Annotated in this window: 14 protein-coding genes and 1 tRNA gene; 8 read left to right on the top strand and 7 right to left on the bottom strand. The window is 70.1% G+C overall.

Annotated elements, in window-relative coordinates:
* Window position 1 precedes the first annotated feature (1 nt).
* Both BLQ91_RS15355 and BLQ91_RS15360 read right to left on the bottom strand, forming a co-directional pair.
* Window positions 2-499, bottom strand: a complete 498-nt coding sequence (locus BLQ91_RS15355) for an FMN-binding protein (RefSeq protein WP_090097502.1) — start codon at window positions 497-499, stop codon at window positions 2-4.
* A 14-nt stretch (window positions 500-513) separates the two neighbouring features.
* Window positions 514-1,872 (bottom strand): ferredoxin reductase family protein, encoded by a 1,359-nt coding sequence (locus tag BLQ91_RS15360; RefSeq protein ID WP_425412482.1) that lies wholly within the window; start codon window positions 1,870-1,872, stop codon window positions 514-516.
* 117 nt (window positions 1,873-1,989) lie between these two features.
* Here BLQ91_RS15360 and BLQ91_RS15365 point away from each other — a divergent pair, with 117 nt between their 5' ends.
* Together BLQ91_RS15365 and BLQ91_RS15370 are read left to right on the top strand one after the other, a co-directional pair.
* Window positions 1,990-2,706 (top strand): response regulator transcription factor, encoded by a 717-nt coding sequence (locus tag BLQ91_RS15365; RefSeq protein ID WP_090097504.1) that lies wholly within the window; start codon window positions 1,990-1,992, stop codon window positions 2,704-2,706.
* Window positions 2,707-2,734: 28 nt separating this feature from the next.
* Complete coding sequence (locus BLQ91_RS15370) at window positions 2,735-4,129, top strand: sensor histidine kinase (RefSeq protein WP_090097759.1); 1,395 nt, start codon at window positions 2,735-2,737, stop codon at window positions 4,127-4,129.
* 1 nt (window position 4,130) lies between these two features.
* On the opposite strand, the gene mgrA is transcribed toward BLQ91_RS15370, so the two are convergent.
* The gene (gene mgrA / locus BLQ91_RS15375) at window positions 4,131-5,159 is read right to left on the bottom strand and encodes an L-glyceraldehyde 3-phosphate reductase (protein ID WP_090097505.1); all 1,029 of its coding nucleotides are present in this window, start codon (window positions 5,157-5,159) and stop codon (window positions 4,131-4,133) included.
* A gap of 40 nt (window positions 5,160-5,199) precedes the next feature.
* Between mgrA and BLQ91_RS15380 the strand changes: the two genes are divergently transcribed.
* Window positions 5,200-6,852, top strand: a complete 1,653-nt coding sequence (locus tag BLQ91_RS15380) for a hypothetical protein (RefSeq protein ID WP_090097506.1) — start codon at window positions 5,200-5,202, stop codon at window positions 6,850-6,852.
* 60 nt (window positions 6,853-6,912) lie between these two features.
* Here the strand turns inward: BLQ91_RS15380 and BLQ91_RS15385 are convergent.
* Window positions 6,913-6,988 (bottom strand) — tRNA-Thr (locus BLQ91_RS15385).
* A gap of 213 nt (window positions 6,989-7,201) precedes the next feature.
* Here BLQ91_RS15385 and BLQ91_RS15390 point away from each other — a divergent pair.
* From BLQ91_RS15390 to otsB, 3 genes are all read left to right on the top strand, one after another.
* Entirely contained in the window at window positions 7,202-8,590 is a 1,389-nt protein-coding gene (locus BLQ91_RS15390) for a threonine/serine exporter family protein (protein ID WP_090097507.1), read from the top strand.
* 70 nt (window positions 8,591-8,660) lie between these two features.
* Window positions 8,661-10,094: an alpha,alpha-trehalose-phosphate synthase (UDP-forming) gene (locus BLQ91_RS15395; RefSeq protein WP_090097508.1), complete on the top strand. Its 1,434-nt coding sequence runs from the start codon at window positions 8,661-8,663 to the stop codon at window positions 10,092-10,094.
* A gap of 44 nt (window positions 10,095-10,138) precedes the next feature.
* Complete coding sequence (gene otsB, locus BLQ91_RS15400; RefSeq protein WP_090097509.1) at window positions 10,139-12,670, top strand: trehalose-phosphatase; 2,532 nt, start codon at window positions 10,139-10,141, stop codon at window positions 12,668-12,670.
* Between the two features lie 39 nt (window positions 12,671-12,709).
* On the opposite strand, the gene BLQ91_RS15405 is transcribed toward otsB, so the two are convergent.
* A complete protein-coding gene (locus BLQ91_RS15405; protein ID WP_090097510.1) occupies window positions 12,710-13,243 on the bottom strand; it encodes a hypothetical protein in 534 nt (177 codons plus the stop codon).
* Window positions 13,244-13,506: 263 nt separating this feature from the next.
* Window positions 13,507-14,904, bottom strand: a complete 1,398-nt coding sequence (gene radA, locus BLQ91_RS15410; RefSeq protein WP_090097511.1) for a DNA repair protein RadA — start codon at window positions 14,902-14,904, stop codon at window positions 13,507-13,509.
* Window positions 14,905-15,057: 153 nt separating this feature from the next.
* Here radA and BLQ91_RS15415 point away from each other — a divergent pair, with 153 nt between their 5' ends.
* Window positions 15,058-15,486, top strand: coding sequence for a hypothetical protein (locus BLQ91_RS15415; protein ID WP_090097760.1), 429 nt, complete (start codon window positions 15,058-15,060; stop codon window positions 15,484-15,486).
* Window positions 15,487-15,609: 123 nt separating this feature from the next.
* Here BLQ91_RS15415 and BLQ91_RS15420 read toward each other — a convergent pair whose 3' ends face one another.
* A complete protein-coding gene (locus tag BLQ91_RS15420) occupies window positions 15,610-16,359 on the bottom strand; it encodes a copper chaperone PCu(A)C (RefSeq protein WP_143022658.1) in 750 nt (249 codons plus the stop codon).
* Window positions 16,360-16,619: 260 nt separating this feature from the next.
* Between BLQ91_RS15420 and BLQ91_RS15425 the strand changes: the two genes are divergently transcribed.
* Window positions 16,620-17,108 (top strand): CarD family transcriptional regulator, encoded by a 489-nt coding sequence (locus tag BLQ91_RS15425; RefSeq protein ID WP_065915127.1) that lies wholly within the window; start codon window positions 16,620-16,622, stop codon window positions 17,106-17,108.
* Window positions 17,109-17,119: the final 11 nt, after the last annotated feature.

Below are 17,119 nucleotides of genomic sequence, written 5' to 3' on the forward strand. Positions count from 1 at the left end.
CCTACCTCGCCCCGTCGAGGGCGGCCTGCAGCGACTGCTTGTACCCCTCGGAGGTCGCGGTCGCGCCGGACACCGTGTCGATGTCCGCGCTCTGCGCCTTCAGGGCCGACTCGCGCAGCAGCGGCAGCGCCGTCCTGGTCGGGTTGCTGTTGGGCGCCCGCAACGCCTTCACGTCGACGATCTTGGTGCCCTGGAACACCACCTGCACCTGCACGGTGCCCTCGGACGTGTTCACCGCGGGCCCGGAGACGCTGCGGTTCTGCGCCTGCTGCTGGGTGGTCTGCTGCTGGGTGGTCTGCTGCTGGCGGGGTTGCGTCGTCTTCGGCGCGGCACCGGTGGACTTGGGCGCGGCCTGGGTGCTCCGGGGCGCCGTCTGCTGCTGCGCCTCCGGTGCGGCGACCTCGCTGATCTCGCCCTCGTGGCCGGAAGCCGGCGAGTAGAGCCAGACCGGGACGAGACCGGCCACGCTCAGCGCCAGAACGGGAATTGCCCTCTTCACGTCGTCGGACCCTCTCAGTCGGCCAGCGCGAAGCGCTCGGCGTGGATCTGGTTGCTGGGCACTCCCAGCTCGTCGAGGCTGGTGATCACCGCGTCGGTCATGCCGCCGGGGCCGCAGATGAACACGTCGCGGTCCTGCACGTCCGGCACGAGCGCGGCGATGTTCTCCGGGCCGAGCAGCGGGCCGTTCGGGGTGATCGTCTTCGACGAGCCGGTGACCAGGCGCAGCACCGCGCCCTTGGCCTTCGCGAGGCCCTCGATCTCGCGCAGCAGCACCGCCTCGCGCGGGTCGCCGACCCGGTACAGCACCACGACGTGGCCCTTGATCTCCTCCAGAAGCGCGCGGACCGGCGTGACGCCGACACCGCCCGCGACGAGGAGCGCGTTGGGCTTGATCTGGTGCATGGTCGTGAAGGCGCCGTACGGGCCTTCGGCGAACACGCGGGTGCCCACCTGGACGTTGCGGATGTCCGCGCTGCCGGTGCCGAGCGCCTTCGCGGTGAGCCGCAGGTACTTGCCGTTGGGCGCGGCGGACAGCGAGAACGGGTTGGCCTGCCACCAGCGGTCCTTGGTCAGGAACCGCCAGAGGAAGAACTGGCCGGCCTGGGCGCCGAGCCGGTCGAGGTCCCTGCCCTCGATGTAGACCGAGACGACGTTGTGCGCCTCGGGCACGACGGCGGCCACGTGGAACCGGTGGCGCCAGTTGCGCCACAGCGGGAGCACGACGCGTCCGATCAGGACGGAGCCCAGCGCGAACGCCCAGAGCCCCCACCAGTAGCCCGTGGCGAGCGCGGACTTGCGGAACGTGCTGCCGACCGCGACCTGGTGCGAGAACGCGAGGAAGATCGCGATGTAGGTGTAGAGGTGGATGAAGTGCCAGGTCTCGTAGGCCATCTTGCGCCGCGCGAAACGGGCCGAGACGACGCCGACGACCATGATGACCGCCCACGCCACCAGCGCGCGGAGGACGCCTTCGAGTTCGGTCGCCTGCCGGACGACCTCGGCGATCGGCCCCTCGGAGCCCGCGTTGCCGAACGCGATGAAGACCAGGTGCCCGATCAGCATCCAGAAGATCGTGAAGCCGACCCAGCGGTGCCACGAGGTGAGCTTGTCCATGCCGAGCCGCCGGTCGAGCCACGGCAGCCGCGCCACCAGCAGCAGCTGGAACGCCATCGCGAGCGCGCCGTAGAGGCCCGCGAGCCTGCCGAAGTTGACCAGCTTGTTCGAGCCGACGCCCGCCGCGTTGAACAGGTACGTCACGAACGCCGCGTTGGCCAGGAGGAACACGTAGAGGCCGGCTTTGGCCAGCACCTCGTGCGGCGTCGCCCGGCCGGCCCGCGCCGGTCGCGCGGGGTGCTGCAGGGTGGTCGTCACGGCGGGCTCCTCGGTCGGGCGGTCTCCGGCGGTCGTGGTCGATCCTCTGCGCCGCGGCTGTGGCTCTCCTTTGCCCGCGCTGTCGACTTCCTGTCGATCGAGCGGGGGAACCACCGGGTGGCGCACCATGAGCACGTGGACAAGGGCAACTCGGTTCGATTGCTCGTCGTGGACGACGAGCCGCACATCGCTGACCTCGTCGCGACCGTCGCCCGGTACGAGGGCTGGCAGGCCGCGACCGCGCTCAACGGCGAAGAGGCGTTGAGGGAGGCGGCCGAGTTCCAGCCGGACATCGTGGTGCTCGACCTCATGCTGCCCGACCTGGACGGGTTCACCGTTCTCGATCGGCTCCGGTCGGCCGGCGCGATGGTGCCCGTGGTCTTCCTGACGGCCCGTGACGGCACCGCGGACCGCGTGGCGGGTCTCACCCGAGGCGGCGACGACTACCTCGTGAAACCCTTCTCGGTCGAAGAGCTCATGGCCCGGCTGAGGGCCGTGCTGCGCCGCTCGACCGGTCCGTCGTGGAAGCGGTCCGTGCTGAAGGTCTCCGACCTGGTGATGGACGAGGACACCCGCGAGGTCCGCCGCGGCGGCAAGCTCGTGACGCTGACGCCGACCGAGTACGAGCTGCTGCGGTACCTCATGCGGCGCTCCCCGGCCGTGCTCACGAAGGCGCAGATCCTCGACCACGTGTGGGAGTACGACTTCGGCGGCCGGTCCAACGTGGTCGAGCTCGTCATCTCGCACCTGCGCCGCAAGCTCGACGACGGCCGCGAGCCGTTGATCCACACCGTGCGCGGTGTGGGGTACGTGCTCCGCCGAGCAGCCCAGTGAGCCCGCGGTGAAGCTCGCCTGGAAGCCGATGCGCGACTGGCGGCTCGGCACCCGGCTCGCGCTGGCGCTGGGCGCGCTCGCGCTCACGGTGTTCGTGATCGTCGGCTGGGTGATGGTCGCCTCGATGCAGTCGTTCCTCGACCGCCGCCTCGACGACCAGATGGTGATCAGCCAGCAGGGCGCGGCCAAGGAGGTCGAGTACTACGGCAAGGTCACCAAGATCCCGCCGGACTGGTTCGCCGTCGTCTACAAGATCGAGAACGGTGGCGTCACGGCCCTGCCCGGCGGCCAGCAGCCGCAGGACCGCGAGGAGTTCGACGCCCTCGCGAAGAAGGCGCTGACGGCCGACGGGTTCCAGACCGAGTACCTGCGCGGCGAGGGCAGGTTCCGGCTGCGCGCCTGCCAGATCGTCCAGGACGAGTTCATCGTGGTCAGCGCGGCACCGATGACCGACCGCGACGGCACGATCTCCCAGCTCGTCACCGTCAGCGTGATCGCGTTCCTGGCCGCGCTCGTCGCGCTGGTCGTGGGCGGGCAGGCGTTGATCCGCAAGGGCATGCGCCCCCTGTCGGACATGGCGGACACCGCGCACGACATCTCCTCGCACGACCTGACCGACTCCAGCGACCTCAACGCGCGCGTGGACGGACGTGGCGGCGGCGTGGAGGTCGAGGAGCTGCGCGAGGCGTTCAACAAGATGCTCGCGCACATCGACTCGTCGTTGTCCGCGCGCACGGCGGCAGAACAACGCTTGCGGCGGTTCATCGCCGACGCCTCGCACGAGCTGCGCACGCCGCTGACCTCGTTGCGCGGCTACGCCGACCTCTTCAAGTACGCGGCGGCCAACGAACCCGGCGAACGCGAGAAGCACCTGGAGAAGCTGCGCTCGGAGGCGTCGCGCATGAGCGTGCTGCTCGACGACCTGCTGCTGCTCGCCCGCCTGGACTCCGCGGAGTCGGAACCGCCGCTGCGCCCGGAGGAGGTGGACCTGTCCGTGGTCGCCGAGGCGGCCGCCGACGCGTTCCGCACGGCTCGGCAGACCCACGAGCTGTCGCTGGACGCCGACACGGTGACCATGACCGCCGATCCGGCGCGCCTGCGGCAGGTGCTCGACAACCTGCTGACCAACGCGGCCGTGCACACCCCCGCCGGCACCGCCGTGTCGGTGGAGGTGACGGCCGAGAACGGCTGGGCGGTGATCCGCGTGGCCGACACCGGTCCCGGCATCCCGGAGGACGACCAGGCGCGGATCTTCGACCGGTTCTACCGCGTGGACGACTCCCGGACCCGCCAGCGCGGCGGCAGCGGCCTCGGGCTCGCCGTCGTCCAGTCGCTGGTCGAGGCGCACGGCGGCACGATCGCGCTGACCAGCAGGCCGGGGTCGACGGTCTTCACGATCCGCCTCCCCCGGCACGCGGGCTAGCTCATTCCGCCTGCGAGGACGTGGCCCACAGGTCGATGCCCGACTCGACGGCGTGCTCGTCGATCTGGGCGAGCTCGTCGTCGGTCAGCGGCGGCGCCTGCAGGGCCGCGAGGTTCTGCTCCAGCTGCCCGACCGAGGACGCGCCGATCAACGCCGACGTGACGCGCGGGTCGCGGATCGTCCAGGTCAGCGCGAGCTGCGCCAGCGACTGCCCGCGCGACTTCGCGATCTCGTCGAGCGCCCGGATGCGGCCGAGGTTCTGCTCGCTCAGCAGGTCCGTCGACAGCGACTTGCCCTGCGTGGCACGCGATCCCTCGGGAATGCCGTTCAGGTAGCGGTCGGTCAGCATGCCCTGCGCGAGCGGCGAGAACGCGATGCAGCCCGCGCCGACCTCCTCCAGCGTGTCCAGCAGCTCCGGCTCGATCCAGCGGTTGAGCATCGAGTAGGACGGCTGGTGGATCAGCAACGGCACCCCGGCGCTCTTGAGCAGCTGCGCGGCCTCGCGGGTCTTCGCGGGCGAGTACGACGAGATGCCGACGTAGAGCGCCTTGCCCTGCTGCACGGCGCTGACCAGGGCGCCCATCGTCTCTTCCAGCGGCGTCTCCGGGTCGAACCGGTGCGAGTAGAAGATGTCGACGTAGTCGAGACCCATCCGCGTCAGCGACTGGTCGAGCGAGCTCAGCAGGTACTTGCGGCTGCCCCACTCCCCGTACGGCCCGTCCCACATGTCGTAGCCGGCCTTGGTGGAAATCACGAGCTCGTCGCGGTACGGCCTGAGATCATCCTTCAGGATCTGCCCGAACGTGATCTCCGCCGAACCGTAGGGCGGACCGTAGTTGTTGGCGAGGTCGAAGTGCGTGACACCGAGGTCGAACGCCCTCCGCGCGATGCCCCGGCCCAACTCGTACGGCCGGTCACCGCCGAAGTTGTGCCACAGACCGAGGGAGATGGCGGGCAGCTTGAGACCGCTGCGCCCCGTCCGCCGGTAGGTCATCTGGTCGTAGCGCGCGCTATCCGCGAGGTAGGACATGGGACCAACAATGTCACGTCCTAGTGGGACAGAGCAGGACATGATCCGCGCGGCCGGGGCGGGTGCGGTGCTCGACCTCTCACGCCGTGGGAACAACGTGGTGCGCGCCACGGCGATCCGGGACCTGGTGCGGTCGGGCGAGGTGGATCCGCGCGGTCTCCTGCTGGTGGGCGTCCGCGTCACCGGCGTGCTGGACCTGAGCTTCATCAGCACCTCGACAGCCCTGCAGCTGGACGATTGCGTCTTCGAAGAACACGTGCTGATGCACGACACCGAACTGCCCGCGCTGTCGCTCGAGGGGTCCACGCTGCCGGAGTTGCGCGCGGAGAACCTGCGCACCCGCTACCTGAACCTGGAGCGCGCACGCTGCAGCGGAACGGTGGACCTCGAAAACGCGCGCATCGACGGCTCCTTGTTGATGTCCGGGGCCAGCACGACGAGGTTGTTCGCGTCCGGCCTGCACGTCAGCCGGAGCATGACCGCCACCGGCCTGTACGCCCGCAAGGTCGTGCTCGACGTCTGCGACATCGGTGGTGAGCTGAACCTCCGCGAGGCCGTGGTCGTCAGCGAGTCGGGCGTCGCGCTCATCGCGCACAACGCGAAGGTGGGAGCGGACGTCGAACTCACCGGAGCCTTCGTCAGGTCGAAGGACGCGCTCGCCGTGCAGCTGTTCGACGCCAAGGCCTCCAGTTTGCGGATGAACGGCGCCGTGCTGCGAGGTGCCAAGGCGCTGTGCCTCGACGGAGCGGCATTCTCGCAGGACGTGTTGCTGGAAGGCGGTTTCGACGCTCGTTCGGACGCCGACACCATCTCCATGATCGACACCCGCGTCGGCTCCACGCTCGTCCTCGGCGGCTCGGTGCGGAGTCGCCTCGGCCAAGCCGTGGTGCTGCACCGGACCGAGGTGGGCGCGAGCATCGCGATCACCGACGCCGAGATCAGCACAGCCGGCAGGTTCGCGGCCCTCGACCTCACCGGCACCGCCGTGAACGGCGATCTCGTCATCGAGTCCACGAAGTTGACCAATCGAGGCCGGGGCTGCGAACTCGAACTCGCCGGCACGAAGGTGGGCGGCCAGCTCCACCTCAGCGAGTCGGAGTGGATGAAAGCCGAAGGCTTCACCGTGGCGCTGGACGGTCTCACCTATGCGAACCAGCCGGACGACATCGACGTGTGGCTCACGATGCTGCGTGACCACACCCGCCACTACGAAGCCCAGCCGTACCAGCAGCTCGCTGCCGTTCACCGCGCCGCGGGCCACGAGCACAAGGCCCGGCGCGCGCTGATCGCGCAGCAGGAGGACCTCCGCCGTCACGGCGACCCCGGCAACAAGCTGTGGCACTGGTTCCTGGGCGTCACTCTCGGCTACGGCTACCGGCCGTCACGAGCGGTGGCCGGACTTCTGGTGACGTTCCTGCTGGCGATGGGTCTCGTGTGGACAGCAGGGCAGTTCAACGGCCTCACACCGGCCAAGGACCGCCCAGCCGACGCCTGTTCACCGGTGAACAGGATCAGTCTTGCGGCGGATCTCGCGATCCCGCTCGTGAAGCTCGGTGGCACACCGAGGTGCGAACTGGCGAACGGTCCAGCCGGGCAGTGGGCGACCGGAGCAGGCTGGGCCGTGCAGGTCCTGGGTTGGTCGTTCGCCACGCTGAGCGTCGCGGGGTTCACCGGGCTCGTCCGCAAGAACTGAACGACGGCGCGGAGTGAATGCGAAGAGGGCCCGCCAACCTGGGCGAACCCTCTTCTCCGGTGGAGCCGGCGAGGGGAATCGAACCCCTAACCTTTCGCTTACAAGGCGAGTGCTCTGCCAATTGAGCTACGCCGGCCGGTCGGTGTTCGCGAACATCGTAAGCGCCCGTTGCGGGTGCTACCTGCGGCGAACGGTCTGCTCTCAGTGTGATCGGATTGCTCCGACCGGAGTCGGGCCAACCAACCGAGTGGCCCAAAGCGTCGTGACGACCGCCTTGACCAGGTCAGGAGGGTAACCAACGGACAGTGATCATGTCCTCTTTTTCGGGTCGCCCGATCGGAGGTGGCCGATGACACAGCAACAGCCGAAGTGCCCGTCACGATCCACGACGGAGGTGCGCAACATTTCCACGAACAGCCTGCACGGCCCTGCTCTGCCCGATGACACCACGGTTCACCTGGTACTCGATCTCGCATTGAAGATCGGTGAGGTCCAAATGGCCAGTGGAGCCGGTGCGGCCGATGTGACAGCGACGATTCTCTCCGTCACAGAGAGCTATGGGTTGCCGCACACGGAAGTCGACGTGATCTACACCTCCATCAGCGTGTCGTGCCACCGCGGCACGGAGGCACTGCCGATCACCTCGATCCGCGTCGTCCGGCAGCGCGGTCTCGACTACACCCGGCTGGCGGACGTGGAGCAGCTCGTGCGCAACCCGGGGCCGATCGAGGAGGCGCACGCACGGCTCGAGGACATCGTCAACGCCAAGCACCCGTACCCGCGCTGGGTGGCGACCGCCGCGTGGGGCGGGATGGCCGCCTCCGTGGCGTTCCTCGTGGGCGGCGGGCTGGTGCTCGCGCTCACCGCCGCGGCCATCACCGCGGTGGTCGACCGGGTCGGCCGGTTGCTGAACCGCCGTGCGCTGCCGTTCTTCTTCCAGCAGCTGGTCGGCGGTGCGCTCGGCACGGGTGCCGCGCTCGCCGTCTACGCGACCGGGTTGCTGCCGGTGCGGCCGAGCCTGCTCGTCGCCGTCGGGATCGTCGTGCTGCTGTCCGGGCTCGCGCTGGTCAGCACCGTGCAGGACGCGATCTCCGGCTACAACGTGACCGCCGCGGGCCGCACGGTCGAGACGGTGCTGCTCAGCGCGGGCCTGATCGCGGGCGTCGCGCTGGCGATCCGCGCCGCCGTCCAGTTCGGGCTCGACATCAAGCTCAGCGACCCCCTGCCGGCCCTGATCTCCGCGGTGCCGATGCAGTTCGCGGCCGGTGCGGCGACGAGTGCGTTCTTCGCGCTCGCCAGCTACGCCCGGCCCCGCGCGCTCGTCGCCGCCGCCCTCTCCGGTGGGATCGGCACCGCCGCCTACGGCCTCGTGACGAGCGCCGGGCTGGACGCGCTGCTCGCGTCGGCCGTGGCCGCCGCCATCACCGGGTTCGGCGGCGCGACGCTGACCCGCCGGTTGCGCATCCCGACGCTGGTCGTCGTGCAGGCGGGCGTGGTGCCGCTGCTGCCCGGCTGGACGACCTACCGGGGCCTGTTCCAGCTCACGGCGGAAGGGGATCCGGCCGGCCTGAGCACCCTCGTCTTCGCCAGCGGCATCGCCCTCGCCCTGGCCGGGGGTGTCGTGTTCGGCGAGTACCTGGCGCAGCCCGTGCGCACCGGGCTGGGCCGCCTGGAGCGCAAGTTCGCCGGGCCGCGCCTGTCCGGGCCTCTCAAGCCCACGAAGCGTCGGTTGGAGTGAACCTCCTTGTGACGGCCGTTACACGACACGCGACACGTTCGCATCAGCACTAACGTGGGCATTTGTGAGCATGGACATTGGCGAGAACGGGGCGGAATTCGTAGTCGTGGCCAACAGGCTCCCGGTCGACCTGGAGCGCTTGCCCGACGGAACGGAGCGCTGGAAGCACAGCCCCGGCGGACTGGTGAGCGCGCTCGAACCGTTCCTCCGCTCACACAGCGGCGCCTGGGTCGGCTGGCCCGGCATCGCCGACGCCGAGGTGGCGCCGTTCGAGGACGACGGCCTGCTGCTGCACCCCGTCGAGCTCTCGGCCCGGGAGGTCGAGGACTACTACGAGGGCTTCTCCAACGGCACGCTCTGGCCGCTCTACCACGACGTCGTGGCCCAGCCGGCGTTCCACCGGCACTGGTGGAACACCTACGTGAGGGTCAACCAGCGCTTCGCCGACGCGACGGCGAAGGTGGCCGCGCAGGGCGCGACGGTGTGGGTGCAGGACTACCAGCTGCAGCTGGTGCCGGCGATGCTGCGCGAGCAGCGGCCCGACCTCAAGATCGGCTTCTTCCTGCACATCCCGTTCCCGCCGGTCGAGCTGTTCATGCAGCTCCCGTGGCGCACGGAGATCATCCGCGGCCTGCTCGGCGCCGACCTGGTGGGCTTCCACCGGCCCGGCGGCGCGCAGAACTTCCTCTGGCTGGCCCGCCGCCTCGTCGGCCTGGAGCCGAGCCGCGGCACCGTCGGCGTGCGCACCCGGCCCGGTGTCGTGCAGGTCGGTGACCGCACGGTGCGGGTCGGCGCGTTCCCGATCTCGATCGACAGCGCGGGACTCGACGCCGTCGCCCGGCGCAAGGAGACGCAGGCCCGCGCGAGGCAGATTCGAGAGGACCTCGGCAACCCGAAGCGCATCCTTCTCGGTGTGGACCGCCTCGACTACACGAAGGGCATCGACGTCCGCATCCGCGCTCTGTACGAGCTGATCGCGGACGGCCGCGTGGATCCCGAGGACGTCACGATGATCCAGCTCGCGACGCCGAGCCGGGAGCGCGTCGACCACTACAAGACGATGCGGCAGGACATCGAGCAGTCCGTCGGCCGGATCAACGGCGAGTTCGGCCGCGTGGGCAAGCCCGTCGTGCACTACCTGCACCAGTCGGTGAACCGAGAGGAGCTCGTCGCGTTCATGAGCGCGGCGGACGTCATGGTCGTCACGCCCGTTCGGGACGGAATGAACCTCGTGTGCAAGGAGTACGTGGCCTGCCGATATGATCTTGGTGGAGCTCTGGTGCTCAGCGAGTTCGCCGGCGCCGCCGCAGAACTGACCAGCGCGTTCCTGGTGAACCCCCATGATCTGGACGGTGTCAAGAACGCGTTGCAGGCCGCCCTCGACATCGATCCAGCCGAAGGCCGCCGTAGGATGCGCGCGCTGCGCCGCCAAGTCCTCACCCACGACGTTGACCGTTGGGCGAGGTCGTTCCTGGAGGCGTTGGGCACGCAGACCTCGGTCTGAATCCTTTCAGATCCCCTGACCCATCGAGTGCTCCAGGAGGGGCGTTGACCGCCGAGGCCCTCCCCGCCGAACTGCGCCGAGCGATCTGCCAGCTCGCGCGGACCCCGCGACTACTTGTAGCCAGCGACTACGACGGAACACTCGCTCCGATCGTGGCCGACCCCGAGCAGGCCCGCCCGCTCCCGGAGTCGGTGAACGCCCTGCGTTCGCTGGCTTCACTGCACGAGACCACCTCAGCCGTGATCTCCGGACGCGCGCTGCGCGACCTGGCCACGCTGTCCCGTCTGCCCGGCGAGGTCCACCTCGTCGGGTCGCACGGCTCCGAGTTCGACGTCGGCTTCGTCCACGCGCTGGACGGCGACGCCAAGGCGTTGCTGCGCCGGCTCGAAGCCGAACTGGAAGAGATCGCCGACGGCCAGGAAGGCGTCCAGCTCGAGGTCAAGCCCGCCTCGGTCGCCGTGCATGTGCGCCGTGCCGCCACCGAGGCCATCGGTGAGGCGGTGCTCTCCGCCGTCCGCTCCGGCCCGTGCACGTGGGACGGCGTGCAGGTCACCGAGGGCAAGGCCGTCATCGAGCTCGCCGTCGTCGAGACCAACAAGGGGCAGGCGCTCGACATCCTGCGCCACCAGGTCGGCGCCACCGCGGCGATCTTCCTGGGCGACGACGTGACGGACGAGAAGGCGTTCGCGCGCCTGCACGGCCCCGACCTGGGCATCCGGGTCGGCGCGGGCGACTCGCTCGCCCAGCACTACGTGAACGACCCTGCCGACGTGGCCACCGTGCTCGCGTTCCTGCTGGAGGAGCGCCGGGCGTGGCTGCACGGCGACCAGGCCGTGCCGATCGAGCGCCTGACCATGCTCGCCAACGAGCGGTCCGTGGCACTCGTGACGCCCGACGCCAAGGTCAACTGGCTGTGCCACCCCGAGCCGGACTCCGCGGCGATCTTCGCGGACCTGCTCGGCGGACCGGCCGCCGGCCACTTCTCGATCAAGCCGGAGCACGGGTCGCTGCCGCTGGGCCAGCGCTACCTGCCGGGCACGATGATCGTCGAGACGCGCTGGTCGCGGCTCCTGGTGACCGACTACCTGGAGCACAACCTCGCGTCGCACCGCACGGACCTCGTCCGGCGGATCTCCGGCTCCACCAACGCGGTGATCACGTTCGCGCCGCGCCCCGAGTTCGGGCAGGTGCCGGTCCGGTTCCTGCGCGAGCGCGACGGCCTGCGCGTCGTCGGCACGTCGGACCCGATGGTGCTGCGGTCCCCCGGCGTCGACTGGGAGATCACCTCGGACGGCATCCAGGAGACGGCCCGCGCCGTCGTCCGGCCGCGCGAGGGCGCACCGGTGCTGCTGGAGCTGCGCTGCGGCACCGACGACATCTCCGAGCACCCGCTGAACGAGTCGGTGCGCCGCGACCTCGCGGCCGGCTACTGGTCGGACTGGGCGGCGGGGCTGAAGCTCCCGACCGTGCAGACGGACCTGGTGCTGCGCTCGGCGCTGACGCTGCGCGGCCTGGTGCACAAGGACTCCGGCTCGATCATGGCCGCGGCCACCACGTCGCTGCCCGAGGAGCTCGGCGGCATCCGCAACTGGGACTACCGCTACTGCTGGCTGCGCGACGGCGCCATGACCGCCTCCGCGCTGGTGTCGGTCGGCTCGTACGCCGAGGCGGACGGCTTCCTGGCGTGGCTGCACCGCGTCCTGGAGACCATCCCCGGCCCGGAGCGCCTGCACCCGCTCTACACGCTGCACGGCACGCAGCTGGGCGCCGAGGCCGTCATCGACACGCTGCCCGGCTACGCGGGCTCGCGCCCGGTGCGCGTCGGCAACCTCGCGAACCAGCAGGTGCAGCTCGACGTGTTCGGCCCGGTCGTCGACCTGGTCGTGTCCCTGGCCACCGCGCGCGGTTCGTTGTCGGACAACGACTGGTCGATGGTCCAGGCGATGGCCGAGGCCGTGTCGCGCCGCTGGCACGAGCCCGACCACGGCATCTGGGAGGAGCGGCACGCGCCGCGCCACCACGTGTACTCGAAGGTCATGTGCTGGCTGACCATCGACCGCGCGATCAAGCTCGGCGAGCAGTTCGGCCGCGAGCTGGACCCGTCCTGGGTGCCGCTGCGCGACACGATCGCCACGGACGTGCTCAAGAACGGCTGGAACGACGAGGTCCAGTCGTTCACCACGGCCTACGACGGCGACGACCTCGACGCCGCCTCGCTGTTCGTCGGCCTGGCGGGCCTGATCGACCCGGCGGACGAGCGCTTCCAGTCCACGGTGACCGCCATCGAGGCCGAGCTGCGCTCCGGCAGCACCGTCTACCGCTACCACCGCGACGACGGTCTGCCGGGCGACGAGGGCGGCTTCCACCTGTGCGCGGCGTGGATGATCGAGGCCTACCTGCTCACCGGCCGGCGCACCGAGGCCGAGGAGCTGTTCGCGCAGATGGTGGACGCGGCCGGCCCCACCGGCCTGCTGCCCGAGGAGTACGACCCGGTCGCCGAGCGCTCGCTGGGCAACCACCCGCAGGCGTACTCGCACCTGGGCCTGATCCGCTGCGCCCAGCTGCTGTCGCAGTAGCTGTCGCAATAGCAGCTCGTCCGTGCCGCCGCGGTCCGCTCAGGGCCGCGGCGGCACTTTTTCGATGATCCGCGCCGTCCCGGGCGAACTGCCGTGCAACGTGATGACGTCGCCCCGGATGAGATGCGTCCACGCCGGCGGCACCAACGGCCTCAGCCTGGCCGTCGCGCGTTCCCCAGGACCCAGCTGGGGCTTGGACTCGATCCACAGCGCCGCCACGCGCTGCGCCCGGCCCGTGACGTCCCATAACGGACGTTCTCCTCTGGCCTGCAGGGGTTCCGCGTCGACGGAGAGCGTCAGCTCGACCCGCAACAGGCCTTGGATCGACTCCACGCAGCGCCACTGGAACCAGGCGTCGTCCTGGTCCATCTGGACGGCCGCCTCGGCGAGCAGGGCCCAGTAGCGCGGCGTCTGCCACGTGTGGCCGTCGAACTCCCCCAGCAGGTCGAGGACCAGCTCCCACTCCTCGAGGTCCAGGTAGTCGAGCAGGTCCGCGCTCCGGACTTCCCGGGGCATCATGGACGTCGCGAACCGCAACAACTCACCGATCTCGCTGTCGTGTCTCCCCAACACGCGCGTATTCGATCATGGCTGCGGATTCCGCTTCGGAGCGCCCGGTACGGCCGCAGTGCGCGCGGTGAGCGCATCAGCGCCACGCAGCTGTCGCGGGTCCTGCCACCTGGACGCGCACGTTGCCCTGGCCGCATGCCGGACAGGGCGCACGCTCCTGGGCGCGACACCGCCGATCCCGATCACGTCGGCTGGGCACGGCTGAGGCGGGGCGGAAGGCGGGGCGGTCTCCATCAGCTGAGGCGCCCGCTGCCGCACCTCACGACTCACTCGTCGTCGTTCGTGCTCTCACCCTTGCCACCGCTGCGCCGCCGGTTCAGGCCCAGCACGTCCAGCGCCGACACCAGGTCGTTCGCCACCAGCGCCCTCACACCGTCCGGCAGCGGCCCGTGGTCCGGCGGCACCAGGGCCTTCTTGAAGCCGAGCCGTGCGGCCTCCTGGAGGCGCTTGCCGACGCCGTTGACGCGCCGGATCTCGCCGGCCAGGCCCACCTCGCCGAGCACCACCAGGTCGGCGGGCAGTGCGATCTCGCGTTCGGCGGAGGCGACGGCCAGCACCACGGCGAGGTCGGCCGCCGGTTCGACCAGGCGCATGCCGCCGACGGTCGCGGTGAAGACGTCCTTCTGGAACAGGTTGACCTTGCCGCGCTTCTCCAGGACGGCCAGGGCCATCGAGATCCGGGCCGAGTCGAGCCCGCTCACCGCGCGGCGGGGGGCGGGGAGGTTCGTCTTGGCGACCAGCGCCTGCACCTCGCCGAGCATGGGGCGCTTGCCCTCGACGATCACCGTGACGCAGGTGCCCTCGACGGCCTTCTCGCGGCGCGTGAGGAAGAGGCCCGACGGGTCCGGCACGCCGACGATGCCGTCGTCGCGGAGCTCGAAGCAGCCGACCTCGTCGGCGGCGCCGTAGCGGTTCTTGATGCCCCGCAGGAGGCGGAGGCTGGAGTGGCGGTCGCCCTCGAACTGCAGCACCACGTCGACGAGGTGTTCCAGAACCCTCGGCCCCGCAACGGATCCGTCCTTCGTGACGTGTCCCACCAGGACGACCGGGAGGCCTCGTTCCTTGGCCATCGCGATCAGTCCCGACGCGACGGTGCGCACCTGCGTGACGCCGCCGGGCACGCCCTCGACGCTCACCGTCGACATGGTCTGCACGGAGTCGACGATCAGCATCGACGGCTTCACCTGGTCGACCTGGCCGAGCAACGCGCTCAGCTCGCTCTCGGCAGCCAGGTACATCTCGGCGTGCAGGTTGCCGGTGCGTTCGGCGCGCAGCCTCACCTGGCCCGCGGACTCCTCGCCCGTGACGTAGAGGCAGCGGCCGTGCGACTCGGCCCAGCGGTGCGCGGTTTCGAGCAGCAGCGTCGACTTGCCCACGCCGGGCTCGCCCGCCAGCAGCACGACGGCGCCCGGCACCAGGCCGCCGCCCAGCACCCTGTCGAACTCGCTGACGCCCGTGGAGAGCGCCCGGGCCGACTCGATGTCGACCTCGCCGATCGGCCTGGCCTTCGACGTCGGCGCGCCCGCCACGACACGCGTCACCGACGCCGTGCCGCGTTCCTCGATGCTGCCCCACGCCTGGCACTCGGGGCAGCGGCCGAACCACTTCGCCACCTCGTGCCCGCACTCGGCACAACGGAAGATCGGCCGCGCTGTCTTCGCCACGGGACGAACGTTAGAGCACAGGTCTGACACTCCTGATCGCCGCAGGTCAGGGGCGAGGCAGAAAAACTTCGGAGATTTTCCGGCGGGTGTGTCGATCCGCTGGGAGGCCCGTTCGACGCATCAGTGGAAGGACACGACAGCCTGGAGGACACAGTGACCACCGCCACCGCCACCGCGACCCGCAAGTTCGCCCTCGGCCGCTACGCCACCGTCGTCACCCGCGTGCTGACCGGCCTGCTGTTCGCCACGACCGGCCTGAACGGCTTCCTGATGTTCATGCCCGCCCCGGACCCCGCCTCGATGGCCGCGGAGGGCGTGGCGTTCAGCGCGGCCCTCCACGCGACCGGCTACATGCTGCAGCTGACGTCCGGTGTCCAGCTGCTCGCGGGCGTCCTGCTCGTCGTCGGCCGGTTCGTGCCGCTGGCGCTCGCGCTGCTGGCCCCGGTGGTCGTGAACATCTTCCTGTTCCACGTCTTCCTGGAGCCGAGTGGCATGGTGGTGGCGGTGCTCGTCGTCGCCGCCGAGATCGGCCTGGCGTGGGCGTACCGCGACAGGTTCCGCCCGATGCTGCAGGCCCGCTAGACCCCCGGCACGCGAAACGCCGCGCCTCCCACGATCGTGGGAGGCGCGGCGTTTCGCACATCTCGCGAGTTCGCGTCGGCTTCCCGGCGAACTCGCCGCCGCTGCGGAGCAGCGGCGGACGGTTCAGTGGCCGCCGGCCTCGTGGCCCTCGCTGACGCGCTTGTGGTCGGACGGCGCCACCGGCACCTCCAGCGTCAGGGAGCCGGCCTTCTCGAAGAGGAACGTGACCTTGACCGTCTGAGCGGCCACCACGTCGCGGTTCAGCTTCTTCAGGGTGCAGCGGATCTGCAGGACCTCGAGCTCCTGGTCCTTCGCGGCCGACGCCGAGGTCGGCGCGACCGACGAGCCGGACGGGCGGCCGGAGGACGACGCGGCGCTCGACGACGGCGACACCGAGCCCGACGTGGGCGCGACCGACGAGGACGACGGGGCGCCCGAGGTCGGCGAGACGGACGACGACGGCGCGTTCGAGGACGAAGGCGCGCTCGACGAGGCCGAGGCGGAGGACGAGGGCGCGGAGCTCTTCGCCGGCGCCTTGGAGGCGTCGTACTCGGCCCGCAGCGCGTAGCCCGACGGGATGTCCTTCGAGCCGGCGACCTCGAGCTCGGCCCCGGAGGCCTCGGACTTGATCGACAGCAGCTTGTCCGGGTCGGTGCCCGTGTTCGCGATGACGAACGTCAGCGGGACGTCCTCGCCCTCGTGGTACCGGTTGCCCTCCGCCGGGAAGGCGAGCATGGCGTTGCGGACCGCGATGGGCCCCGCGTTGCCGCTCGCACCGTCGACGGCGGCGACCTGGGTGTCGGTCTGGGTGACCTGACCGGCGCTGCAGCCGACCGCCACCAGGCCGAGGCCAGCGGCCAGCGCTGCCGTCACGATAAACCGGCGAGACACTCCTGAGTTCACGGCTCCAGCGTCCTTCCTAGGGAACAACCACCAGGCAAGGAGCCTAACCGGGACCCGAATCGAGGACGCGTTGGGCTGCCAGTCGATCTTCGGTGAGACGTACCTTGCACGCGAACAGGTGTTTTGTCAACCCCCCGCATGGCCCTGACCAGCACTAACGGATCATCGAGCAGCAATCGGAGGGTTGCCGGACGTGTTAGGATGGAGGCATCGAAAGGGGCAGAGGACACATGGTTTTCAAGGTCGGAGAGACCGTCGTCTACCCGCACCACGGTGCCGCTCTCATCGAAGCGATCGAGACCCGCGTGATCAAGGGCGAGGAGAAGAAGTACCTCGTTCTCAAGGTTGCGCAGGGCGATCTCACCGTTCGGGTTCCCGCTGACAACGCCGAAATCGTAGGCGTGCGCGACGTTGTCGGCCAGGAAGGGCTCGACCGGGTTTTCGAGGTCTTGCGCGCTCCCCACACGGAGGAGCCGACCAACTGGTCTCGGCGGTACAAGGCCAACCTTGAGAAGCTCGCCTCCGGCGACGTGAACAAGGTTGCGGAAGTGGTGCGCGACCTCTGGCGGCGCGAGAAGGATCGTGGGCTTTCCGCCGGCGAGAAGCGGATGCTGGCGAAGGCGCGGCAGATACTGGTCAGCGAGCTGGCGCTGGCCGAGGGCACCGACGAGGACAAGGCCGAGGTCCTCCTCGACGAAGTTCTCGCCACGGCCTCGTAGTTCCACCGGAA

This window comes from Lentzea jiangxiensis (assembly GCF_900104175.1).
In the GTDB taxonomy this organism is placed as follows: domain Bacteria; phylum Actinomycetota; class Actinomycetes; order Mycobacteriales; family Pseudonocardiaceae; genus Lentzea; species Lentzea jiangxiensis.

What these genes read in the sequence shown, in the direction of transcription:
- BLQ91_RS15395 (WP_090097508.1), top strand. Translation starts at nt 8,661, where the DNA reads ATGGACATTGGCGAGAACGGGGCGGAATTCGTAGTCGTGGCCAACAGG.
- BLQ91_RS15370 (WP_090097759.1), top strand. Translation starts at nt 2,735, where the DNA reads ATGCGCGACTGGCGGCTCGGCACCCGGCTCGCGCTGGCGCTGGGCGCG.
- BLQ91_RS15425 (WP_065915127.1), top strand. Translation starts at nt 16,620, where the DNA reads ATGGTTTTCAAGGTCGGAGAGACCGTCGTCTACCCGCACCACGGTGCC.
- mgrA (WP_090097505.1), bottom strand. Translation starts at nt 5,159, where the DNA reads ATGTCCTACCTCGCGGATAGCGCGCGCTACGACCAGATGACCTACCGG.
- BLQ91_RS15380 (WP_090097506.1), top strand. Translation starts at nt 5,200, where the DNA reads ATGATCCGCGCGGCCGGGGCGGGTGCGGTGCTCGACCTCTCACGCCGT.
- BLQ91_RS15390 (WP_090097507.1), top strand. Translation starts at nt 7,202, where the DNA reads ATGACACAGCAACAGCCGAAGTGCCCGTCACGATCCACGACGGAGGTG.